The sequence below is a fragment of the Paenibacillus massiliensis subsp. panacisoli DSM 21345 genome (genome assembly GCF_000426545.1).
GTDB lineage: Bacteria > Bacillota > Bacilli > Paenibacillales > Paenibacillaceae > Paenibacillus > Paenibacillus panacisoli.
Genome location: NZ_KE384534.1, coordinates 423,115 through 447,547 on the forward strand (window position 1 = coordinate 423,115; position 24,433 = coordinate 447,547).

The window sequence follows — 24,433 nt, forward strand, 5'->3', positions numbered from 1 at the left end:
ACAGTGACAGAAGCACCTGTGGTAAACAACGTGACAGTCACTCCAGGCACAGCAAGCGTGGTGCAAGGATCGAGCGAGCAGCTGACCGCGACGGTGAACGTCAGTGGTGGCGCAGCGGATACGGTGACGTGGAGCAGCAGCGACCTGACGGGCAATGTGTTGGTGAGCAACACGGGCCTGGTAACCGTGTCTGCAACAGCGACACCGGGTCCGTACACGATCACGGCGACGTCCACGGAAGACAGCAGCAAGCAAGGCGCAGCAACGATCACAGTGACAGCCGCCCCAGCGGTGAACAGCGTAACGGTGAGCCCAAGCACAGCCAATGTGGTACAGGGAGCAACGGAACAGCTGAGCGCGACGGTGAACGTGAGCGGTGGCGCAGCAGATACGGTGACGTGGAGCAGCAGTGATCTAACGGGCAATGTGTCGGTGAGCAACACGGGCCTGGTCACCGTGTCTGCAACAGCAACACCGGGTCCGCACACGATCACGGCGACGTCTACAGAAGACAGCAGCAAGCAAGGCACAGCGACGATCACGGTGACAGCCGCCCCAGCGGTAAACAGTGTAACGGTGACTCCAGGCACAGCCAATGTGGTGCAGGGAGCAACGGAACAGCTGAGCGCGACAGTGAGCGTCAGTGGTGGCGCAGCGGATACGGTGACGTGGAGCAGCAGTGATCTGACGGGTAACGTGTTGGTGAGCAACACGGGCCTGGTAAGCGTGTCTGCAACAGCGACACCGGGTCCATACACGATCACGGCGACGTCTACGGAAGATAGCAGCAAGCAAGGCACAGCGACGATCACGGTGACAGCGGCCCCAGAGGTTCCAGCGGTGAACAGCGTAACGGTGACTCCAAGTACAGCAAATGTAGTGCAGGGAGCAACGGAACAGCTGAGTGCGACGGTGAACGTCAGTGGTGGCGCAGCTCAGACGGTGACGTGGAGCAGTAGCGATCTGACGGGTAACGTGTTGGTGAGCAACACGGGCCTGGTCACCGTGTCTGCGACAGCGACGCCAGGTCCGTACACGATCACGGCGACGTCCACGGAAGACAGCAGCAAGCAAGGCACAGCGACGATCACGGTGACAGCCGCACCTGAGGTTCCAGCGGTGAACAGCGTAACGGTGAGCCCAAGTACAGCCAATGTGGTGCAAGGATCAACGGAACAGCTGAGTGCGACGGTGAACGTCAGTGGTGGCGCAGCTCAGACAGTGACGTGGAGCAGTAGCGACCTGACGGGTAACGTGTTGGTGAGCAACACGGGACTGGTAAGCGTGTCCGCGACAGCGACACCGGGTCCGTATACGATCATGGCAACGTCTACGGAAGACAGCAGCAAGCAAGGCACAGCGACGATCACAGTGACAGCGGCCCCAGAGGTTCCAGTGGAGTACACGGTGCATGTTGCTAATCAGGCTGGAGGTACAATCACAGTTAATCCGACAACTGCTTCTGCAGGAGTCCCCATTACAGTGTCCGTTGTGCCTGAAGCTGGTAAGCGACTTCAACCAGGCTCCCTGAAGTACATTTTCGACTTGGAAGCTTTCACAATTAGCAATGGCTCATTCCTAATGCCAGCGGGAGACGTAACAGTAACTGCAGAGTTCGAGGATATTGGTGAACAGACTTCAGAGCTCGCTATTGCTGCACCTGTATTTGATCAAGTTCGGGCTGGATATACACGTCCTGCAGCAAGACCGCTGCTGATGACCAATGCCGGCAATACCATGGCGGTAATCGAGAGTGTATACTCCAGTGATTCTAATTCCTTTGCGCTTCATACGGGTGCTACCAATATAGGGTCAGGTGAGACGATTGACAGTTGGACAATTCAGCCGATAGCTGGGTTGACTGCAGGCACATATTCGACTGTAGTAAGTGCCGTCTATGGAGAAGGAGCTATTGCTACAGCTACCGTTACCTTTGTCGTCCTGCCAAGACGCTCTGGTGGGGGGAGCAGTGAAGATGGAGGTTCAACAACACCTGTACCGAATTCTCCAGGGACGAGTGATCCAACTCCAACAGAGCCATTACCAAATGGTGTTCCGGTGCTCGTGAATGGAAGAGCTGAGAATATCGGAATGTTGGACACAACAACTGTCAATAATCAGACGATCACTACGATTACACCTGATTCTGTTAAGCTACTTGAGTGGCTAGAGCGGGAAGGGAATAACGCAGTGGTAACGATTCCGGTACAGGTAGACTCGGATAGGACTACGGCTGTACTCAACGGAGGCATTGTGCAACAGCTGGCAGAGCGATCTGCTGTACTGGTATTCACAACTCCTAGTGCTTCCTATCAATTATCAGGCAGCCAATTACCATGGGGTGATATAGCAATTGACTTAGGTGCAGCTGCCAACCTTGCAGACGTAGACTTTAAGCTTACGATTGCCAAGGCCAGCCCAGCGGATAAGAATCTGCTGCAGGCTGCTTCTAACCAAGCAGGCACTACCTGGCTGGTGGAGCCGGTTCATTTTACGATGACAGCTACCTACAAGAATACTACTACGGATATCAATCGCTTTAGTAGCTATGTTAGACGAGACCTGCTTATTCCAGACACGGTTAATCCGAATCAGATTACGACTGGAGTAGTGGTAGGACCAGATGGCTCTATCCATCATGTACCTACTTATGTACGGCAGCAGGACAGTCAGTATTACGCGGTCATTAACAGCTTGACGAACAGTATGTATTCCTTGGTGTGGCATCCTGTTACCTTCCCGGACACAGTCAATCACTGGGCGGAGAATGCCATTTCTGATATGGGCTCCCGAATGATCGTTACAGGAGTCGCTCCAGACAGATTCGAGCCGAACCGGTATATTACCCGGGCAGAATTTGCAGCAATGGTGGTCAGAGCACTGGGATTGACTCCAGGCAAAGGGGATACATCCTTTACAGATGTGCAAGCATCCCAATGGTTCGCAGGATATGTACAGACCGCACGTGAGTACCAACTAATCGAAGGATATGAGGATGCTCGATTTGCTCCGCAGGACCATATTACTCGTGAGCAAGCGATGACGATCATGTCCAAAGCGATGGTTCTCACGGGTATTCAAACGACAGCATCTCAGGAGCAAATAGAAGCCGAACTGGCATCGTTCAAGGATCAGTCCTCCATAGCAGGCTATGCAAGGGCGCATATGGCTGCCAATCTGTCGCAGAATATTGCCAAGGGCCGGTCAGCTTCGACGCTTGCACCTAAGGGCCAAATTACTCGTGCAGAAGTAGCGCAGCTGCTTCAGAATTTGCTTCAGCAATCCGAACTTATTCAATAGAAGCTAACTATGAAAGATAAGTAATTATGGAAGCTAAGTGTTCAGGGCCAGACTGTATGTCTGGTCCTTTTCTATACCTTTCAATAAGATATAATGAAGAAGTACGAGAGGTCTTTCTTTACTTTCCAGCAGAGCCAGCATGTTACGTACCATTTATGATGTAAGGAGTCATCCTTATAGAAGGAGTATCTTTGCAGGATAGAAGAAGTATCATTTCAGGTGTGGAGCACGCTAAGGCACCTGAGACTAGGAGGGATTCGGATGGAATCATATTGGAATAAGCGCTTCACACAGTCAGGGATGATCTGGGGGACCGAGCCCAGCGCTACGGTATTTCACGCGATCGAGCTATTCAAGGCCAATGGCGTTCAGCGGGTTCTGGTTCCGGGGGCGGGCTATGGCAGGAACAGCAAAGCTTTATCCGCATATTTTCAGGTAACGGGCATCGAACTGTCAGCTGAGGCTATTCATCTGGCCCGTCAGTGGGACACAGCCAGTGATTACATTCAGGGCTCTGTACTTGAACCTGTAACGACTCCACAGCAGTTCGATGCCATCTATTGCTATGATGTACTACATTTATTTTTGGAGACCGAGCGGCAGGAGTTCGTTTCGCGCTGTGTTGATTATGCAAGAGATGGTGGCATGCTATATTTCACGTGCTTTTCCGATGAGGATAAGCATTATGGTGTTGGTAGGCAGTTGGAGAAGAATACATACGAATATACAGATGGGAAGTACGCTCATTTTTTTAGTGAAAAGGATTTGGAAGAGCACTTCGCCGGCCTGCACATCCTGGACACAGGAACTAGCCACGAGACGCTAACCTATCAGGGCAACCGTACTAAGGAATACACCCTCAGATACATTTTGGCTAAGAAGATCGACACATAAAATCGACATGTAATCTAGAAGATTATGCCTGAACACAAGTTCATACCTCTTTCTGATCTCTTTTCCATTGCTCATGCAAATACCAAACCCGTGTCCATAGCTCATCCCGCTCCATGGAGCTATAATGAATCAGCTTCTCATGAAACACATCGCCGAGCACCTCCAGCCATTTTGATTTAGTCACTATCTCTGTTTTCTCAATATGCGCACCCTCCCGTTTTTTCCAGATGCACCCTCTTAATTCATTGCTCCCTTGAGCGTGTCTGTTACGAACCAGAAATAAATTGATCCAGGGAGAATCCGGAGAGAGACTGTATATTTCATGCTTGGGCACAAACTCCTCAATACTTTGGAGTCCTTCACGCTCGTAATCCACACCAACAGATGAACCCAGAGGATCATGAACCATTCTCCATCCGCTCGGATCAATTGTGGAAGGGACAACCTGATATTGGAAGGGGCCTTGCGTATAACTACCGGAACGGACAGGAAGAGGCCTATACGGCATATCTCCAAGTCCAACGTCAGCAATCCATAGCTCCTCCTCCTGTTGTTCTGTCATGAGGGCTACGGTCAGACCGAGATGGAAGGAATTAATTCTTGGTTCCTGTCCAAAAGGCTGAACGCCTGCTCTATGCCATGAGACATTATAGCCGAGAGTGCGTAGAAGCTCGCCAAAAGCCCCGTTCAAATGAAAGCAGTATCCACTTCTTCCCCCGGTCATTAGGTGAACGGAAGACTGAAGATCAATTGGCATCGGCCTGCCAGTGATGATATCTAGCGTCTGCCAGGAAATGTTCTCTATATGTGCCTGATGCAATTTGCACAGGTAAGAAAACGAAGGCGGTTCTATATCTGTGATTCCTAGTCTTTTTAGATATGATTTTGTTTCTTCTTTTTTCAACATGCTATTCTCCTTTGTGCGGGCTCCGCTGGCGGAAGACGATTTACTGTACGTCATTATAATAAATGAATTTCTTTCTAGATAACTATTGCTTTTTGCACCATCTGTACTGGTACAGAAATGGTGAAGTCAAATTTGATCGTTTTCGTTTGATGTAGGATAATATTTCCTAATCTTCTTTGATACAATGGGAACTAAATGGGAGGGAATAGTGTGCTGAAACCTAAAAGAATTATGCCTGGTTCGAGAATTGCCATCATATCGCCGTCAAATGGTTTACCTCATCTATTTCCAGATATTTATGAGCTGGGACTCAAAAATCTCCAAGAACTTATGGGGCTTGAAATTGTTGAAATGCCGACGGCAAGAATGTCTCCTGATGATCTGTATCGACATCCACAGTTACGTGCGGAGGATATTAACCAATGTTTTCGCGATGAGACAATTGATGGTGTAATAACCTCTATTGGCGGATATGAGTCCATAAGGATTTTGCCTTATTTAGATAAGGAGGCCATCATGAATAACCCGAAGTTTATCATGGGTTTTTCAGATGCAACCACCTTTTTGGCGTATATCAATCAACTAGGAATGGTTACTTTTTATGGTCCATCCATTATGGCTGGAATCGCTCAGATCAGGAATCTTCCTTCTGAACATCTCGAGCATCTAAGGGCTATGCTCTTCTCGGATGATTTTCCGTATTACTACGCCCCGTATCCCCAATGGACAAATGGATATCAGGACTGGAGCAGACTTGAGACACTTGGGGAGTGCAAGGAGTTCCATGACAATGAGAAAGGTTGGTCTTTTTTACAGGGGGATTCCGCACAGAAAGGCACGCTATGGGGCGGTTGCATTGAAGTGCTCGAATTTATGAAAGCTACCGAATTCTGGCCTGAACGATCATTCTGGCAGGATAAAATACTAATCTTCGAAACTTCAGAGGACAAGCCTTCACCTGATCAAGTAGGCTATATGCTCCGCAACTACGGAATGCAGGGAATATTCACCCAAATCCAAGGTGTTATGTTTGGTAGAGCCAAGGATTATACGGACGAAGAGAAGCAGCGATTGAATGAAATCATTGTAAATGTGATCAAGGATGAATTCGGGGCTGATCATATAGCGATTGTAGTGGATCTTGATGCGGGGCATACGGACCCGAAGCTGATCTTGCCTCTGGGAGGTCGAATCGAGCTACGTCCTGGGACTCAAGAGATTATTCTTCTTGATTGTCCGTTCAGGGAGTCCTAATTAACTCTACATGGGGGACTAGAAATCAAAGGAGCGTTCCTTAGCGCCCTGCTAGTTCGTACTACTCTCGCACAGGAGGGGGCCATTAGAGGTGCACTGTTTATTAAAGGAGGAGCAGCTATGCTACAGCATATGAAGGTTATTGTCACGGGAAGTGGCTCAGGAATAGGAAAGGCTATCACCTTGCAATGCCTCCAAGAAGGTGCGGCAGTGATGGCATGTGATATCAATGAAGATGCGCTAACCAAGCTTCAGGCCGATGCAAATACGGAGCAGCTATCTACGTACAGGCTGGACATCAGCGCATACGAGGACGTGAGTTCATTCTTTGCTTACATATCTGAGAAGCACCCCGATGTGAACGGCTTAGTGAACAATGCAGGCATTTACTTAGGTAAGTCATTATTGAACTATACACCTAACGAAATGGCCAAGGTGATGAACGTAAATGTTATGGGGAGCGTGTATGTCTCACGTTGCTTTGGTGAAATGCTGTTACAGCAGCAGCGTCAAGGAACGATCGTTAATATGTCCTCTGTATCCGGGTTGGAAGGAAGCTCAGATGCCGTCTACGGGATGTCCAAAGCAGCCATTCTAGGGCTAACCAAGAGCTGTGCTATGAACTTTGCCCCATATATCCGAGTGAATGCGGTAGCCCCAACGATGGTAGATACTAGCATGATGGAGGAGATCCCTGTATGGAGAAAGGAAGAATATTTAAATCACCAACTGATTAAACAGCCGCTAAGCCCCGAGAGTGTTGCTGATACAGTGATTTTTTTATTATCAGACAAATCGAGGCACTATACCGGTGCTACCTTCGATATTAATAATGGCGGTTATCTTAGATAGATGACCGCTTCATAGCGGAAACAGAAATCCCTTGTCTCAAATGCTTGCAATTTCAAGAAAGCAATGATATATTGGTTCGTGTAAACGTTTTATTTTGCGAGAGTACCCGGGACATTGTATGACAATGATCTTTCGCGAGATAAGGATCATAGGCTATATATGGACGCATATGATCTAAGTAAGCTATAGCATGTTCATTCAGCTGGAATAAGTATAATCAATTAAGCATATATCATTAATGCACAGAGCTGTGCATTCCATACATCATATCCAATCTGGCGTGTTACTGTTCGGCAGGCAAGACCTGAATTGGGTAGTGAGCATTTTATGTTCCTACCCTCTTTAGGTCTTTTTTTATTCTCTATTTTCCGGAAAGTGAGTGTTGAAGCATGCATTATAAAGAGACAGCCCGCGCCATACTCGATAAGGTGGGCGGACAAGGCAATATCAGCAACGTCATCCATTGCTCTACTCGTCTACGCATGAATCTTCGCCAGCCGGAGCTGGCGAAGACAGAGGAGATCAAAGCACTGGACGGTATCATGGGTGCAGTCAATAGTGGTGGGCAATATCAAGTGATTGTAGGGAACGATGTTGGTTACGTCTATAATGAACTAATAAAGATGCTGGATGTGAATCCAGATGCAGCCTCGCAGGGGGCGACCCAGTCGGATCGTAGCCTCAAGGGATTATTCAACAGCTTTGCGAGCATGATTGCGGGGATATTCCAGCCGATTATTCCAGCGATTGCAGCCTCAGGGATGCTGAAAGCATTGCTATTGTTGTTGACGGTAACTGGCGTGATGTCCAAGGAAAGTCAGACATATCTTATTCTAAGTCTGATCGCTGACTCAGCCTTCTACTTCCTGCCGATACTACTAGCCTTTACCAGTGCGCAGAAGTTCAAGGCCAATCCTTTTGTGGCGGTAGCTCTTGGTGGTGTGCTGCTGCATCCGAATCTGATCAGTATGTTAGGAGGGGACGCACCTGTATCTTTCTTGGGATTACCGGTGCCGGCCGTCACGTATTCGACCTCGGTTATTCCGATCATATTGACCGTATGGTTCATGTCCTATGTTGAACGATTTGCGGACAAAATCTCGCCAGGGCCTGTGAAGATATTCCTGAAGCCGCTGATCACAATCGTCATTGTAGCGCCAATCGCTCTGATTGTGTTGGGGCCACTTGGCAACTATGCAGGTACTGGCTTATCCGCGGGCGTGGTATGGATTCAGGAACGAATCGGTTGGCTGACCGTAGTCATTTTGTCGGTATTGATGCCGATCATCGTAATGTTCGGTATGCACAAGGTACTGTACCCGATTATCTTTGCAGCTATCGCTTCGCCAGGTTATGAGACGCTAGTGCTCATTGCCATGCTGTGCTCGAATATGGCACTAGGAGCAGGCGCTATGGCTGTTACTGTCAAGACTAAGGACCCTAAGCTGAAGCAAATTGCTCTGCCAGCAGGAATCTCCGGCTTGTTCGGTATTACTGAGCCTGCATTGTATGGTGTGCATTTACGGCTCAAGAAGACTTTATTCGCCAGTATGATCGGCGCGGCTGCGGCAGGATTATACGCCGGATTGGTGAATTTGAAAGCCTTCGCGGCGGTTGGACCTGGACTGGCATCCTTGCCGATGTTTATCAGTGAAGATAGCTCGAATCTGGTGAACGCGCTAATTACGTCAGCAATATCCATTGTGGTAACATTTATCGCAGTATATGTGATTGGGTTCAAGGATGAGGCTTCAGCAACGACCGCTGAGCAGCCGTCTGGTAACGCCAGTGGATCTCCTGCCCATACCACAGGAGTCACAGCAGCAGCTGAGATGTCCCAAGTGCGGAGCAAGAACATTAAGTCTCGAAGTGTTGTGTTTGCACCAATCGAAGGGATAGCATTACCGCTGAGTGAGGTGAAGGATGAAGCCTTTGCCCAGCAAGCTATGGGACAGGGGATGGCGATCAGGCCCCATCAGGGTAGAGTGGTAGCTCCTTTTGACGGTACAGTAGAGACAGTCTTCAAGACCAAGCATTCCATCGGATTGAAGTCTGTAGACGGGGTAGAGCTGCTCATCCATGTAGGACTGGATACGGTCAAGCTGAAGGGAGAGCACTTCAACGTCCATGTCCAGGAAGGCGATACCGTTCGTCATGGTGATCTGCTGATAGAGTTCGACCTGAATGCCATTGAGGCCGCAGGCTATGATACGACAACGCCAGTCATTATAACGAATGCAGGCACTTACCTGGAGGTGCTCGGACACGGAGCCGGGGATGAGATCGGGCCGGACAAGCCCCTGATCACGGCATTCTGACACCAGGAGAAATCAGCCTAGAAAGTGAGAGGTCATAGGATATGAAAGTCATTAAGATTCTCAATTCGAGTGTTGTGCTTGCGAGGCGTGATGACTACAAGGAAGTCATCGTGATGGGGAAGGGCATCGGATTCAAAAGCAAACCGGAGGATGAAATACAGGAGCATGAAATCGAGAAAATATATGTCCTTGAGAATGAAAGTATTTCCTCCGATCTGACTGCATTAATGAAGGAGACGCCGAAGGAATACCTGATCGTGGCGGACGAAATCATATCCTATGCCAAGCAAGCCTTATCTAGGGAACTGAACGAGCATTTATACCTGTCCCTGACGGATCACCTGTATATGGCGGTCAAACGTTACAAGGAAGGTATGACCTTGCAGAACCGTATGCTGTGGGAGATCAAGAAATTTTATCCACAGGAATTCGGGATCGGGCTTCATGCCTTGGAGCTAATGGAGCAGCATCTTGGTGTTGCTCTTCCCGAGGAGGAGGGCGCCAATATTGCCTTCCATCTGGTGAATGCGTCACAGACCGAGGATAACATGAACCAGGTGCTGTTGATGACAAATACCGTTAAGGACATTCTGAATATCGTCAAGCTTCATTTCGGCATTGAGCTGGATACGACGAGCATTAACTACTCTCGATTTCTGACGCACTTGCAGTTCTTCGTCCAGCGTCTGTTGGAGCAGAAGATGCTAGAGTCCCAGGATCATGATCTACTTGGGCAAATTATGAGCAAGTACCCGGAGGAAGAGCTGTGTACAGAGTCCATTCGACGTTATATTGAAGCGAGATTCGGCTACCATATTTCCAGCGAAGAGACGATGTACCTGATCATCCATATTAACCGCGTCATTAGCAGGTAATGAGCTACTCGACTCTTAGAATGGTTCAGTTGACAACAATAGAAGCAGACATGTAGATATTTAAGGAGGAGACAGACATGGCAGAGATCACCAGAACATTTCCTAAGGATTTTTTGTGGGGAGGAGCCATTGCGGCTAACCAGGCAGAGGGAGCCTGGAATGTAGATGGAAAGGGGATATCCACAGCGGATATTGCGATCTTCAAGAAAAATGTCAGCAAGCAGGACTATAAGAAGCATCAAGCCATCACGGAGGAGCAGATTCAGCAGGCGCTAGAGGATGAATCCGACAGAGATTATCCAAAGCGTAGGGGGATCGACTTCTATCATCGCTACCCTGAGGATATGGCCTTGTTCGGAGAAATGGGGATCAAGACTCTTCGTATTTCCATAGCCTGGACGCGGATTTTCCCGAAAGGAGACGAGCTTGCGCCGAATGAAGCCGGGTTGCTGTACTATGATAACGTGATTGATGAAATGCACAAGCATGGAATTGAGCCGCTGGTGACCTTGTCTCATTATGAAATGCCCATGCATCTCGTTAATGAGTACGGTGGTTGGACAGATCGCCGCGTAGTGGATTTTTTCGTCCGCTTCTGTAAAGTCGTATTCCAACGTTATTCAGGCAAGGTCAAGTATTGGCTTACCTTCAACGAGATCGACAGTCTTGTACGGCATCCATTCACGAGTGGGGGGATTGTACCGGACCGTTTCGACAATGTCGAGCAGGCTGTATACCAGGCGTTGCATCATCAATTCATAGCAAGTAGTCTCGCTGTGAAATATGCCCATGAGCTGATTCCAGGCTCTCAGATCGGCTGCATGCTTACTCGGCTGCTGACATACCCGCATACCTGTGATCCGCAGGATGTGCTGGCTGCCTACCGCAACAATCAATTCAATTATTTCTTCACTGATGTACAGGTGCGCGGAGCTTATCCGCGGTACATGGACCGTTTCTTCCGCGAGCGTGGAATTGTCATCAACAAGCTGGAGGGGGACGATGAGATTCTGCGTACCCATCCGGTAGACTTTATCTCCTTTAGCTATTACATGTCCCTGGTAGCCAGTGCCAATAGCGAGGGATTGGAGAAGGTAAGTGGCAATACCACAGGTGGGGTCAAAAATCCGTACCTGCAGACGAATGATTGGGGCTGGCAGATTGATCCGGTTGGCCTGCGGTTATCGCTGTGCGACCTGTACAATCGTTATCAGGTGCCCTTGTTCATCGTGGAGAACGGGATCGGTGCCTATGACCAGATTGAAGAGGACGGCAGCATACAGGATGAATATCGGATTGCTTATTTCCGCTCGCACATCGAACAGATGCATGAAGCGATCTTGGACGGAGTAGAGCTTATGGGCTATACGAGTTGGGGAATCATTGATCTGATCAGCTATTCTTCCTCCGAGATGGAGAAGCGCTACGGCTTTATCTATGTAGACCAGGACAACGAGGGGAATGGAACCCTGGAGCGCAAGCGGAAGAAGAGCTTCTATTGGTATAAAGATGTCATTGCGAATAATGGATTGGTTCCACACATTACAGGGTAGAGATAACGAACTTTACTTGGATAAAAAAAGATGAGTATGATCGTCCTGAAGCAGAAGGTCGAGAGCGGAAAAATGTAGCACATCCGCTCTCGACCTTTGTTCCATACTAGAGAAATTTCTATAATTAGTAGTTTCGTCATGTGATTTAATAAGGTAACAGTTGATTTAATAAGGTAACAGTATGCACACAAGTAGCGGAGAGGACGAAGCAATTCCAAAGAAGCGGCAGCGTTCGCCTTTGTCCCCGAATTGTATCCGCTATAAAATTTATAATTGGAATTTCGGGGACAACAGTGATCGGAGGAATGGTTCGTTCTGTTCTCGGAGCGCCTTTGCTCCGCTGCCTTATCGCCTCGTTTTCTCACTATCTTATTGTCTCACCACTAAACTATGCGACTACTCACCACTACATCACTACGCGCCAACCGTATACTATTATTGATTTATCCCTTAACAGCCCCTGAGGTAAGACCTCCTACAATATATTTCTGTCCCAGGAGGAATACGAGCAGCACAGGCAGAGACGTAAGCACGATATCTGCACTGACCAGGTTCCACTGCGCACTGAATTGCCCAAAGAAATTGTACACGGCCAGCGTCATCGGCCACATATCGACCGTATTGAGCATATACAGCGGAGCGGTGAATTCATTCCACACACTCAGGAAGTTGAGGACAAAGACGGTCACCAGTACAGAGCCCAGCAGCGGCATAATAATTTTCCAGAATAGCTTAATGCCGTTGCAGCCGTCCATAATCGCAGCCTCATCCAGCTCCTTGGGGATGCCTGACACGAATGCATACGTAATAAATAGAGAGATCGGGATCCCCATAGCTGTGTAGAGCAGGATCATGCCCAGATGGGAATTGATCATGCCGAGCGTCTTCATGACCTCCATGAGCGGAATGTAGTTCAGCGGCAGGGTAATGCCGAGAATCAGGAAAAAGTACAGAAAGTTGCTGAGCCTGGAGTGATTACGCGAAAGTGTAAAGGCCGAGAACGCTACTACAAATACCAGCAGCAAGGAGGACGAGGTCGCATGCAGCAGGCTGTTCAAGAAGGATTTGCCCAGATGCCCTTGCTCATAGACAATCTGATAATTCTCGAATATAAATTTTTCAGGCAAGCTTAGCTTCAGCACCTTCGCCTCGGCGTCCGACTTGAATGAATTCAGCACAATGACCACGAAGGGAATGAGCACGATCAGGCTCAGAATCCAGGCGAGCGCATTCAGTCCGATGGAGGTAAGCCTTTTACGCCATTGCATCTACAATTCCACCTTTCTGCTCATCAAGCGGATAATGAACACGGAGATGATCGCCATAATGAGGAACAGTATAGTAGACAGCGCACTGCCCAGACCCCAGTATCCTTTGGCAAAGGAAGAGTAGACAGCGGTGTTGATGACATCCGTTGCGTTCCCTGGCCCTCCGTTGGTCAGCACATAGACGGCGTCAAATACTCGCAGTCCGTACGTAATGTTCAGCACGGTTGCAATCGTAATGGTAGGCATCAGCATAGGCAGCGTGATGCGGAACAGCCGTTGCCAGAAGCCTGCACCATCGATCGCAGCTGCTTCGTAATAATCCCTTGGAATGGCGAGGAGACCAGCGATGAACAGCACCATGATGTAGCCCATCCCCTTCCAGGTGTCCACAGCCATAATGGAGGGCATCGCCCAGGTGAGCGAGCCCAGCCAATTCTGCGCTAGCGCATCCAGACCGAGTGAGCGCAGGGTGACATTGACGAAGCCGTTATTGGGGTCCAGCAGGCTCTTGAAGACCAGACCAATAATCAGGAATGAGAGCACCTGCGGCGAGAAGATGATCATCCGATGCAGGCTGGCCGCCTTCACTCCGCTGACGAGCAGCAGAGCGAGGAGCAGACCCATGATTGTCTTTGCAATGGAGGTCACCAGCGTGAACAGCACCGTATTCTTAATGAATAGCAGGTAGGTCGGATCGCCTGCCAGAATGGTGCGGAAATGCTCAAGTCCGATAAAGTTCTTGTCCGGGCTATAGCTATTCCAGTCTGTGAAGGAATAATAGATTCCCAGCACAGCAGGAGCGACGATGAAAAGTGCATATAACACAATCGCCCCGGAAGAGAAGTACCATGGATAGATTTTGTTAAGGTTCATATCAGGTCACACTTTCCTTCCTGCCGTGAGCAGGCATGCTTGCGGAGGAACGCGCGTCTTATTGCCACGCCTCGTCCTTCAGCACCTTGGCTTGCTCTGCCCGGCGTTTATCAATATTCTGTAGAATCTGCTCCGGCGTCATCGCACCTGCAAACATTCCTGAGATGTCCTTGCCAATATCCATCCATTGCGGGTCAATGTATTTGACAGCAGCCTGCATTACCGTGCCTTTCTCATGTGCCTTCTCATACTCGATATAGTCAGGAGTCAGCTTAGGTTCGATTTCTGGCCAACAGATCGTCAGATTACCCTCGCCTCCGTCAAATACCTTTTGCAGATTGTCATGCTGTGTAATCCAGCGGAAGAACTTCAGCACCTCTTCAGGATGCTTGCTGTTTTTGTTGCCGAACATAGCCGCCGATCCCCCCGGGTTGACGCCTATCGTCTGATTGTCTCCCCAAGGCATAACGAAGAATCCCATATTGTCCTTCATAGCAGGATATGCATCAGATACTTCTTTTTCTGTACCCGGCACCCGTAGCAGCATGGCCGCTTTCTCCTGACCGAAGGCCTCGATGCCAGCTTCTACCGTGTTGGACAGGAAGTCCTTGCCAAAATACCCGAGCTCTGCGAACTCATTCAATTGCTCCAGCACCGTTCTGAGCTGCGTCAGTTCCTCGACCTTCATCTCGTTATTGTTCAGCTTGTCATAGGTCCCAGGTGCGAGCTTCTCATAATTGGGCCCCGTCTCGAACAATGGGAGCACCTGGTACCAGCCGCTAGCTGGAGCCTGATAGAATGGGGTAATGCTCTTATCCATGATCTTCTGACTGATCTCCTTGAATTCGGCATAGTTAGTTGGAGGTTCGATACCAAGCTCATTGAAGATGCGTTTGTTGTAGTAGACGTACCAGATTTTGGACGGGGCGAAGGAGACGCCATATACTTTATCCTTGTGGCTAACGGTAGGCAGAATCTCCTCAGACATGCGAGAAGTGAACTCCTCATTCGTCAGGTCAATGGCGTTCTCTTCAGGTCGCACATTGGCAGGCATGCTGAGCGGGTCTACGTCCACGTTGAAAATATCCGGAGCCTCTCCCGAGGCCAGCTTTACCTTGATGAGATCACGCCATTGGGCATCCGGGACGACCTGAAAGTCGATTCTAACGCCAGTCTCCTGCTCGTATTGCTTGGCCATTTCCTGCATAATACCTGTACGAGGGATACCGGTCTGGCTGGTCCCAAAGGTCAGGGTTACTTTGTCGGAGCCGCCCGAGCCTCCTGACGAGCTACATGCGCCCAGCAACAGGCCGGACAGCAGCAGCAAGCTTGCAAGTGGAGCGATAATTCTTTTTTTCATGAGTGATCCTCCCCTAAAATATGCTTGTGATCGCTTGCAGAATCGGAAATGTAAGCGTATTCTTATGTGCATAACTTTACTTTGAAAGTGGGTGTCACTCAATAGACAAAAGCGTTCTGTTGAGGTGGACATTTTCGTGCGGAAGCGGCAGCGCGGATTATTTGGTGAGGTGAAAGCATCGTGCGATATCGTTTTAGAACGCTGCAGCAAAGTCTGTTTACCTACTACTCGGTCGTATTCATTATCTTCTCGCTCCTGGTGGCAAGTCTGTTGTATGTATTTTTGGCAAATGACATCCGCAGTCGCAGCGCTGATCAGCAGAAGCAATTGGTCACGTCCATTGTGAGCAATCTGGATCAGGAAATTATCAAGATGAACAACCTTTCGATGAACATTGTGTATTCCAATCTGGTCAAGGAGCACTTTAGTCATTATTTGTCTCTGGCGGAGGATGAGCAGAAGCGTGCTGCTGTGGACCCGTTGTTCTATAAGGACAACACCACGCTGATCGACGTCATACTGGCAATTATCAGCAGCTCGAATACAGCACAGCAGGCCAATATCTATGATAGCAACGGTAAAATGCTGGGCGCCGGGGCATTCAATGGCCAGCGGGTTGTTGATCTGACACAGAGGCCCTGGTATGAGGAGACCTGGAGACGAAATGGCTGGCGTGTACTGCAAATGCTACAGGGCGGCTCCCTCCCAGTCCCCACGGCATCTGGTCCCTCCGAGCATCGGTACCTGTCGTTAACCCGTGTGTATAAGGACGGAAATTATGTTAGCCAGGGGGTAGTGGAGATTTTGCAGGACGCAGCGACGGTGTTCCGTTACCCCCATGAGCTGGTCGCGGATAACAAGGAGGTCTCCATCTATGTGCTGGATGAGCAAGATGCCGTATTATATCCCTTTACTTCCGAGTCTGGGGAATGGTCTGCTGTCGGTGACTATTATGAGGAATTAATCCACAGCAGGCATTACTCGCCTGAGACGATGCATGAGGTGGCTGAATTTGGCGGTACTGCCAAGCAGATGATGACGTATGCCGTATCACCAGAGACGGGATGGACAATCGTCGTGACACAATCACAGCGATCACTCTTCGCTGGACTGAATCGGGTCACGCTGCTGGTGGTTGGAGCGACCCTCGCTACACTCACATGTATATTGCTGATATCTTATCTCATATCCAAGCGCGTGACCCTTCCGCTGCACCGACTCCAGCAGTTGATACGCACTACAGATGCGCAAGCTCTGGCGACGGGACAGAAGCCCGGCCAATTGCTCAAGCTGGAGAACCCTGGAGCGATTCGCGAGCTGGATGAGCTGAACGATACGTTCTTCAAGCTTAATCAGCAGCTGGTACAGTCCTTTCAGGATTTGTTAGCACTCAAGACCGAAGAAGCTGAAGCTCGACTACTGGCCCTGCAATCCCAGATGAATCCTCATTTTCTGTATAACAATATCGCTAACATCAGCATTATGGCAGAGGAGGGGATGAACGACGAGATTGTAGCCTTTTGCGGGCATATTACAGCGATGCTTCGATACATTTCAGGGTCCAGCAAAAACGGAGTCCCGTTGTCAGAGGAGCTGGAGTATTGTGAGCGCTACCTGGAGTGCATGAAGATCCGCTTTGAGGACGATCTGCAATATGAATTTAGCATCCCGGAGGAAATGAAGAATAATCAGGTTCCGATGCTGCTGATCCAGCCGCTGCTGGAGAATACCATGAAATACGGTCTTCGTGATACACCTCCCTGGCGTGTACGAATTATGGGTGAGCAGGATAAGACGAACAATATATGGAAAATAACAGTTGAGGATAATGGCCCTGGCATGGAGCCGGAGGCCATGAAGGCTATGCAAGAGTATATGGAATCCTCACGGGATTGGCAGCGTATGCCCAATATGCGCATTAACGGAATGGGTATGAAAAATATATGGATTCGGCTGAAATTATGGTATGGCGATGCGGCAGATATGCATATCACGAATCTACCCACTGGTGGGGTGGAAATTGCAATCTCTGGTTCTATTCGAAAGGAGTCGGTTAACGATGGCGATGACCTATAGAACGATCATTGTAGAGGATGAGGCACTCATCCGTCGCAATGTGTCCCGTAAGTTCCGTGAACTGGATTTCCGCTTTGAGGTCATTGGCGAAGCCAGGAACGGGCAGGAGGCACTGAAGCTGATGGAGCAGGCTGTACCGGATCTGGTCGTCACGGATATCCAGATGCCGATTATGAATGGGCTGGAGCTGGCGAAGCATCTGTATTTTGCCTATCCTCATGTCAAAATTGTTATCCTGAGCGGTCATCATGAATTCGAATATGCACGACAGGCCATCACCTATAAGGTTGAAGATTATTTGCTCAAGCCGCTAACGGAGGAACAGCTACGTGCCTTGCTGCATTCACTTGAGATCAAGCTGGGCCATGTGAATGATTCGCTGGCCCAAGTAAGCGCGGTGACCGATGAACAGCTTCAGGCCGAAGATATAGCCGAGGCCGTCAAGCTGTACCTGAAGCAGAACTACATGCATGAAATTACGTTGCAGGATATGGCGGGGCAGCTGCATTTTTCGGTGGACTATCTTGGGAAATGCTTCAAGAAGGTGACGGGTGAGACGCCTCTCAAGTATTTGACAGGCCTGCGGCTGAATGAGGCCAAGCGGATGCTGGTGACCTGCGGGGATATGGATATCAAGCATGTAGGCAAGGCGGTCGGCTACAGTGACCCGCATTACTTTAGCCGAATCTTCAAGAACAAGACAGGGATGTACCCCAGTGAGTACAGACAGCAGTGGCAGGCGCCCGGAGATACGAATTGACTTAATAGATCTGTAGGTGGGGAACGTAACCTGCAGGTATCATTTGACAGGAGGGGAGGGTGGATATACCTTCAGATAGGGGACACATTCTTGTATGCCATTGGTAAATAGAGTGACGATGCTGAACTCCAATGCTACTAATGTCTATGCTAAGTGACTGGCTGATGAATGCATCAGCCAGTCAGACCGGAAGGATGGGATGAGTGCAATGCTGGAATGCATGTGGATAAACGCTGCAGATGCTGAGGCCGCTGAGGCCATAGTGGAATTTTCCGGTCAGCAAGCCGACCAGTCAGGGTGTTCAGGCGCAGTCTTGCTAGTGATTCAAGGACGATTGTGGAGGCTATTCAGGCTGACAGGAGATCGTGCTTCATGATGGAGCTTGACTACAGTGAGGATTTCAGGAGCATAGACTATATGCAGGAAGGTAATCCCAGACAGAGACGATGCTATGATATTCTGAAGCGATTGGGAATTATGGAGCGATTGGAAGGCTTCAGCCCTCTGCTCGTAGGGACTATACCGATTGATATCGATCTGCCGGATAGCGATCTGGATATTATATGTGAGGTTCATGATATGGAGGCTTGCTCGGCGATTATGGAGGTTTACAGGAAGCAGCCTGGGTTTCGTCAGACCATTCGCACAGTACACGGTGTTCAGCGAATCGTAATCTCCTTCCAGCAGGAAGGGCAGTGGGTTGAAGTATTCGGCCAGCCGATTCCGACGGTAGAGCAAAATGGCTATCGGCATATGCGGGTTGAGCATAAAATCCTGACACTGCTTGGGAGCCCATATCGAGAGAGGGCTCGGGAGTTGAAGAGACAGGGCTTGAAGACAGAGCCTGCCTTCGCTGAACTGCTTGGTCTGCAGGGTGATCCATATCTACGTCTGCTAGAGATGAGCTATTGGAGTGACGAGCAATTAAGGATATTTTTACAAGGGAAGGTGATGTAAGGTGAAGCAGCCCAGTGGATTGCTTCCGTCCCTGTCATTAGTACAGAAGATCGAACGTGCAGAGATGGATTATATGACAGATCGCATGCTTGCGATACAGCATAGAGAGGGCAACCCGGAGGGGGTTGAGCTACAAAGATTCGGACATGCAGTCTGTTACTATAGCAGAACTATGCCCTGGCCTTCTTTTAATACGGTAAAGGGGTTAACAAATGCAGATTTTGAGCATCTTGAGCCGATATTAGAATTCTATCGCCAGAGAGGGCGCAAGCCTCAGCTAGAGATTATTCCCGGACAGGTGGACGAGCGACTGATCAGCCACTTGTCGGAGCTAGGGCTGTACCCATCAGGCCACCACTGCTCCCTCATCGCGGAGCCTAGTCACATCCTGAATCCTTCAGAGCAAGTCCGTCTTGAGGAGGTGAAGGAGGGGCAAATGGAGCTGTATGCTACCATTCACTGCAGAGGCACAGGATTGTCCGATGATGGTATTCCTTATGTAACCCGCAACAATGAGGTGCTGCTCCATCGCCCAGGCTGGAAATTCTATATTGCCTACGTGGATGATCGACCCGCTGCAGTTGCAGTGATGTATATCAAGGATCGCAAGGCCTCTCTGACCTTCGCGGCAACCCTTCCGGAATTCAGGCAACGTGGACTCCATCGGTTGCTGCTGATCAGAAGGATAACGGAGGCCTATGCGACAGATTGCGGGCTCGTAGTCGGACAATGTGCGTATCTGTCCCAAAGCCATCGGAATATGGAGCATGTTGGCATGAAGCTGGGATATGTTCGTGCTTCATGGACAGTCCGTGATCCGATGATTTGATGACGTGGGTACTAGCGCACACTAGCCATTACTTCGAGATATCGATGAAGCCTTCACCAAAAACATCACGCACGTCATGGATGGTGACAAAGGCGTTCTTGTCCTCTGCCCGCACAATTCTCTTCAGCATGGACACTTCCTGCTTGCTGATGACGATGTACAGCACTTCCTTGTCCTGCCCCGTATAGTAGCCAGAGCCTCGCAGCACTGTTACACCCCGATCCATGAGCTTCGTTACCTGCGCTGCAATGCTGTCATGCTGTGCTGATATAATCGTCACTGCTTTTTTGGGATTCAAGCCTTCCACAATGAAATCCATGACTTTCGTTCCTACATAAAGAATGACGACCGTAATCATAGTCTTCTCAATCCCAATGACGAAGATCGAGAAGCCAGCAACGATCAGATCGAAGAATAACAGGGCGTAGCTAATATTCCAGTCCCAGTATTTGTTGGCTAGACGCGCCAGGATGGTCGTCCCTGCGGTTGTACCGCCCACCCGGATGATCAGCCCGATGCCGACTCCGGCCAACAGCCCTGCAAAAATAGCGTTAATAAAGGCCTCACTCGATGATATCTCCCAATGCTCGGTTAGATACAGGAACAGTGAGTTAAAGCCGACCGCTATGATCGTATATAGTGTCGTTTTTTTATCCAGCAGCCTATAGCCGACAATCAACAAGATCCCGTTCAGAACGATACTGACAATGGCCGGAGACCAGCCGAGGAGATAGTATAAAATGATGGTGATCCCCGTTACGCCGCCTTCACCATAATCGTTCGGTATGACGAATAAATTGACAGCGAGGGCAAACAGAAATGCACCGACCAGCAGCATGAGCAATTCGTACATTCTTTTCTTCACAGACAAAACCTCCATTTACGACTGAATTCACACAAAAAAAGCGATTAAAGGAAAAAAACATCCTTTAATCGCTTTATTCACACATGAAGTGCCAGCTCTTTTGATAGTCCTATTATAATTGGCAGATCACGGAATGTAAATGCTAGGTTGGCACCAAGAGGTGCTCTCATGAAGAATGTATTAGAAGATAGCATTTGCTACTCAGTAATAATATGATAGATGTCGTAAGGTGTGTTATTGGAGGGATATGCAGTGCCAAGACATGAGTTCATTGTAGGAGGAGAAACGCAGAGGAATATATTCTGGAGTGGCGACAAGCTATACGAGAATGGCTCGGAGCTCTCTTTATACGCTTCATTAGATGATGAACTGTTCGATTATGTGTCAGATACGCTAACATGGATACGAGCAACCCATCCGGACGGAAATATCCGTTCGGGTCTGAACTACTACGGTTATTCAATTATTACAGAACAGCAGGATCTTCTGCTGCTGAGAAACGTAATTCGATCATGGATGAATTTATTTGAGCAAGGGCCGGAGGAAATAGAGCTAACAGGCAGATTTTCCTGGAAAGATGACAAGGCGAGTAACGGTAACTATGAAAAAAATACTTTTCAAAGACATGATATCATTCATCAATTTAGCTTAATTATCCAAGTCGTAGACAGTGCACTTGAATCAGAACAATCTGTAATTCACTACGGGATCTAAGATAGAAGGAGGAACATATGCATACTGAAAAACCACATTTAGTATTGGATGTTGGAGGAGTGCTGCTAGCCAATATCACGCCTGTATTCTGGGAAGAGGCAGCTGAGCTACTCAAGGTACCATATACAACGCTACGAAGTCTCTATAAGGATCAAGTTCGCCAGCAACTGTGGGATGGAACGATCAGTGAAGAGCAGTTCTGGGCCTGGCTTCAGCAGCAGTCCTCCAACGAAAATGTAGTATTGAGCAATATCCATGTTACCAAGCATCTTCAACCTCTCCCTGCTTGGGATAAAGTGAAGGAATGGAGCGAATGCTTCCAGGTCCACTTGCTCAGTAATCATCGGGCTGAGTGGATTACTCCGGTATTGGAGCCGATTAGGAACTATATAACTTCCATGACGATTTCCAGTACCGTCGGCTGCTCGAAGCCTAATGCGAATATATTCCAGCTTGTCCAAGAGCAATTATCTGACTCGCAGCCGGTCGTATTCGTAGATGATGCTGAGCAGAATCTAGAGATGGCCAAGGCCATAGGCTGGACTACCATTCTGGCAGATGCTGATCACCAATGGATTGATGAGGTCAAGCTACATATACAAGAAATGAAATGAACGGGAAGAAGGCGACCGATCGAGCTCACCGATGCATGATTGACAGGGGAGGAAAATGGACTATTGCGGGGAAGCTTGTGAGGGAGGGAGAGTTTTTTGGACATTCGACAACTGCTCCATACGGTAATCTCGACTGATAAATTCATTTAATAGGAATACTTACTTGAGTAGGAGGTGTGCATAGAAATGAGCCATTCGTGTATACGTCACTTGGTAGATAAGGCGGGACGGCATATCATCATTCGTCCTGCAGCAGGCTTGGATGCCGAACAGGTCCTGGCATACAATCAGGCTATTATTCGCACCGAGCCGTATTTGCTAACAACACCTGAAGAATTCACAATTACTGCCGAGCAGGAACGGAAGTGGATTGAAGAGACCCAGCACAAGGAGCATCATCTCATCCTGTTGGCGGAGCATGAAGAGCAGCTTGTAGGATTTCTGTCCTTTCATGGTGGACATAAATCCAGAATTGCCCATACGGGGAGCTTTAGTGTTAGCACACATCAAGATTATCGTGGGAGTGGTATCGGGCGTGCGCTAATGGAGGTGCTGATCGGTTGGGCGAGGGCTCATGAGTACATTTCCAAGCTGAAGCTGGAGGTGTTCGAGCATAATCAGGCGGCGATCCGGTTGTACAGGTCACTTGGGTTCACGGAGGAGGGGGTCCTTCGTCATGAAATCAGGCTGGAGGATGGCAGCTATGCGGACATAATCGCGATGGCCCTATTCGTAAAAGATGCACCGCAATAGTCAGCTTTCCTTATGCTGATGTACCCGTTATAATTTTCAGGTATGGCAAGCGTCACCGTATATCATATCTTAACGATTTTACGAATGCTGAGCAAAAGCGAGGAGTAGTGAATAACATGGCGACTATTTATGATTTTAATGTAACGAAGACCAATGGTGAGCGCTTTCCACTGTATCAATATGAAGGAAGACCTGTACTTATTGTGAATACGGCTAGCAAATGCAAATACACACCGCAATTCGACGATATGCAGAAGCTGTTCGATGAATACCGGGAGCGTGGCTTACAGATCATTGGTTTTCCTTGTAATCAGTTTGCTGAGCAGGAGCCGGGCAGCAGCCAGGATGCAGAAGCATTTTGCCAGATTAACTATGGCGTGAAATTCCCGATGTTCTCCAAGATTGATGTGAATGGGGAGAACGCTCATCCATTGTACGATTACTTGCGCAAAGCCATTGCCTTTGAGGGCTTCGACGAGGATGATATCAATGCGAAGCTGCTGAAGCTGATGGTGGCCGACAAGGCCCCAGAATGGCTGCATGGTAATGCGATTAAATGGAATTTCACCAAATTCCTGATTGATGCTGAGGGGCGTGTCGTCAAGCGCTTTGAGCCTGTGTCCTCGATTGAGAGCATCCGTGCAGGTATTGAAGAGGTCCTGTAGTACTTGATAGGCTGGTAGAACTGGCCAACAAGTGAAGAGCAAGTCACCAGTAAGTCACGAGTAAGTCACTGTCATGAGCAATTCCGAAGCAAACCTGATTGGGGGACAATACAGATGAAGCCAATTCGTAATTCCTGCAAGGCTGTCATTGTGCAGGATGGCAAGCTCTTGCTTACGAAGAATCGCGATCAGTTCGGGGAGGCTTACCTGTTCCCCGGTGGTGGGCAGGAGCACAGCGAGCCGCTATCTGAGGCTGTATATCGCGAATGTCTGGAGGAGCTGGGAGCCGAGGTGATCGTCAAGGATATCATCCATATCCGTGAATATATCGGTCGGAATCATGAATTCGCAGAATGGGATTCGGATTATCATCAGGTGGAGTTTTATTTTGAATGTGAGCTGAAGAACCCGACCATGAAGCTTGAGGGTGGGGCCGTACCAGATCCTAACCAGATCGGGATTGAGTGGGTGGCTCTGGAGGAGCTGGAGGACATTCGACTGTATCCTGGCAAGCTTGGACGGATCATTCGTGACCGTATCCAAGCAAGTGTGTACATAGGCGATGTGAACTAAGCAGACATCACTAGGCAGACATCATAGCGAATGCTTTGCTTGTCCTGACCTCTTGGGTCCCTATTTCCCGCTATGATACGGGTTGGCGTACGGATTCTAAAAAGTTGCTTGACATTGTCAAAAATCTCCTTGTAATATAAAAAGCATATTCAAAGGCAATGATCAAAGACATG

General features: G+C 48.9%; 22 protein-coding genes. 17 read left to right on the top strand and 5 right to left on the bottom strand.

The genetic code is table 11. The annotated features are described in order from the left end of the window. Positions 1 to 3,300: Ig-like domain-containing protein (locus K331_RS31200; RefSeq protein ID WP_169718385.1), on the top strand; the 3,300-nt coding region annotated here is incomplete at its 5' end. 261 nt (positions 3,301 to 3,561) lie between these two features. Then, positions 3,562 to 4,194, top strand: coding sequence for a class I SAM-dependent methyltransferase (locus K331_RS0124405; RefSeq protein WP_028592299.1), 633 nt, complete (start codon positions 3,562 to 3,564; stop codon positions 4,192 to 4,194). Positions 4,195 to 4,234: 40 nt separating this feature from the next. On the opposite strand, the gene K331_RS0124410 is transcribed toward K331_RS0124405, so the two are convergent. Further along, a complete protein-coding gene (locus K331_RS0124410; RefSeq protein WP_028592300.1) occupies positions 4,235 to 5,101 on the bottom strand; it encodes an arylamine N-acetyltransferase family protein in 867 nt (288 codons plus the stop codon). Between the two features lie 210 nt (positions 5,102 to 5,311). On the opposite strand from K331_RS0124410, the gene K331_RS0124415 reads away from it, so the two are divergent. The 5 genes from K331_RS0124415 (at position 5,312) to K331_RS0124435 (ending at position 11,953) form a co-directional block, all read left to right on the top strand. After that, the gene (locus K331_RS0124415) at positions 5,312 to 6,355 is read left to right on the top strand and encodes a S66 family peptidase (protein ID WP_028592301.1); all 1,044 of its coding nucleotides are present in this window, start codon (positions 5,312 to 5,314) and stop codon (positions 6,353 to 6,355) included. A 120-nt stretch (positions 6,356 to 6,475) separates the two neighbouring features. Further along, positions 6,476 to 7,207, top strand: a complete 732-nt coding sequence (locus tag K331_RS0124420; RefSeq protein ID WP_028592302.1) for an SDR family NAD(P)-dependent oxidoreductase — start codon at positions 6,476 to 6,478, stop codon at positions 7,205 to 7,207. A gap of 389 nt (positions 7,208 to 7,596) precedes the next feature. Continuing rightward, positions 7,597 to 9,525 carry a beta-glucoside-specific PTS transporter subunit IIABC gene (locus K331_RS0124425; RefSeq protein WP_028592303.1) on the top strand — a complete coding sequence of 643 codons (1,929 nt, stop codon included), beginning with the start codon at positions 7,597 to 7,599 and terminating at the stop codon, positions 9,523 to 9,525. Positions 9,526 to 9,566: 41 nt separating this feature from the next. Beyond that, positions 9,567 to 10,400 (top strand): BglG family transcription antiterminator LicT, encoded by an 834-nt coding sequence (gene licT / locus K331_RS0124430; protein WP_028592304.1) that lies wholly within the window; start codon positions 9,567 to 9,569, stop codon positions 10,398 to 10,400. A gap of 77 nt (positions 10,401 to 10,477) precedes the next feature. After that, the gene (locus K331_RS0124435) at positions 10,478 to 11,953 is read left to right on the top strand and encodes a glycoside hydrolase family 1 protein (protein ID WP_028592305.1); all 1,476 of its coding nucleotides are present in this window, start codon (positions 10,478 to 10,480) and stop codon (positions 11,951 to 11,953) included. Positions 11,954 to 12,396: 443 nt separating this feature from the next. Here K331_RS0124435 and K331_RS0124440 read toward each other — a convergent pair whose 3' ends face one another. From K331_RS0124440 to K331_RS0124450, 3 genes are read right to left on the bottom strand one after another with little or no spacing between them, the layout of a single operon-like run. Then, positions 12,397 to 13,221, bottom strand: coding sequence for a carbohydrate ABC transporter permease (locus tag K331_RS0124440; protein ID WP_028592306.1), 825 nt, complete (start codon positions 13,219 to 13,221; stop codon positions 12,397 to 12,399). Next, positions 13,222 to 14,094: a carbohydrate ABC transporter permease gene (locus K331_RS0124445; protein WP_028592307.1), complete on the bottom strand. Its 873-nt coding sequence runs from the start codon at positions 14,092 to 14,094 to the stop codon at positions 13,222 to 13,224. It lies immediately after the preceding gene. A 58-nt stretch (positions 14,095 to 14,152) separates the two neighbouring features. Continuing rightward, a complete protein-coding gene (locus tag K331_RS0124450; protein ID WP_028592308.1) occupies positions 14,153 to 15,454 on the bottom strand; it encodes an ABC transporter substrate-binding protein in 1,302 nt (433 codons plus the stop codon). Positions 15,455 to 15,634: 180 nt separating this feature from the next. Here K331_RS0124450 and K331_RS0124455 point away from each other — a divergent pair, with 180 nt between their 5' ends. The 5 genes from K331_RS0124455 (at position 15,635) to K331_RS0124475 (ending at position 20,076) form a co-directional block, all read left to right on the top strand. Further along, the gene (locus K331_RS0124455; RefSeq protein WP_028592309.1) at positions 15,635 to 17,530 is read left to right on the top strand and encodes a cache domain-containing sensor histidine kinase; all 1,896 of its coding nucleotides are present in this window, start codon (positions 15,635 to 15,637) and stop codon (positions 17,528 to 17,530) included. After that, positions 17,514 to 18,290, top strand: a complete 777-nt coding sequence (locus K331_RS0124460; RefSeq protein WP_028592310.1) for a response regulator transcription factor — start codon at positions 17,514 to 17,516, stop codon at positions 18,288 to 18,290. Before K331_RS0124455 ends, K331_RS0124460 begins: the two co-directional genes overlap by 17 nt. Before the next feature lie 199 nt (positions 18,291 to 18,489). After that, entirely contained in the window at positions 18,490 to 18,666 is a 177-nt protein-coding gene (locus K331_RS32035) for a hypothetical protein (RefSeq protein WP_156897707.1), read from the top strand. Beyond that, on the top strand, positions 18,663 to 19,247 hold the full coding sequence (locus K331_RS0124470) for a DUF4269 domain-containing protein (RefSeq protein ID WP_028592311.1): 585 nt from the start codon (positions 18,663 to 18,665) through the stop codon (positions 19,245 to 19,247). The genes K331_RS32035 and K331_RS0124470 overlap by 4 nt, the downstream gene beginning before the upstream one ends. A gap of 1 nt (position 19,248) precedes the next feature. Further along, positions 19,249 to 20,076: a GNAT family N-acetyltransferase gene (locus K331_RS0124475; RefSeq protein WP_028592312.1), complete on the top strand. Its 828-nt coding sequence runs from the start codon at positions 19,249 to 19,251 to the stop codon at positions 20,074 to 20,076. Positions 20,077 to 20,104: 28 nt separating this feature from the next. Here K331_RS0124475 and K331_RS0124480 read toward each other — a convergent pair whose 3' ends face one another. Further along, positions 20,105 to 20,929, bottom strand: coding sequence for a YitT family protein (locus K331_RS0124480; RefSeq protein ID WP_404821527.1), 825 nt, complete (start codon positions 20,927 to 20,929; stop codon positions 20,105 to 20,107). Positions 20,930 to 21,193: 264 nt separating this feature from the next. On the opposite strand from K331_RS0124480, the gene K331_RS31205 reads away from it, so the two are divergent. The 5 genes from K331_RS31205 to K331_RS0124505 all read left to right on the top strand — a co-directional run bounded on the left by K331_RS31205 (position 21,194) and on the right by K331_RS0124505 (position 24,260). Beyond that, entirely contained in the window at positions 21,194 to 21,655 is a 462-nt protein-coding gene (locus K331_RS31205; protein ID WP_051290007.1) for a hypothetical protein, read from the top strand. A gap of 17 nt (positions 21,656 to 21,672) precedes the next feature. Then, complete coding sequence (locus K331_RS0124490; protein WP_028592314.1) at positions 21,673 to 22,269, top strand: HAD-IA family hydrolase; 597 nt, start codon at positions 21,673 to 21,675, stop codon at positions 22,267 to 22,269. 186 nt (positions 22,270 to 22,455) lie between these two features. Then, entirely contained in the window at positions 22,456 to 23,022 is a 567-nt protein-coding gene (locus tag K331_RS0124495) for a GNAT family N-acetyltransferase (RefSeq protein WP_028592315.1), read from the top strand. A 116-nt stretch (positions 23,023 to 23,138) separates the two neighbouring features. Continuing rightward, positions 23,139 to 23,687 carry a glutathione peroxidase gene (locus tag K331_RS0124500; RefSeq protein ID WP_028592316.1) on the top strand — a complete coding sequence of 183 codons (549 nt, stop codon included), beginning with the start codon at positions 23,139 to 23,141 and terminating at the stop codon, positions 23,685 to 23,687. Between the two features lie 114 nt (positions 23,688 to 23,801). After that, a complete protein-coding gene (locus tag K331_RS0124505) occupies positions 23,802 to 24,260 on the top strand; it encodes an NUDIX domain-containing protein (protein WP_028592317.1) in 459 nt (152 codons plus the stop codon). Positions 24,261 to 24,433: the final 173 nt, after the last annotated feature.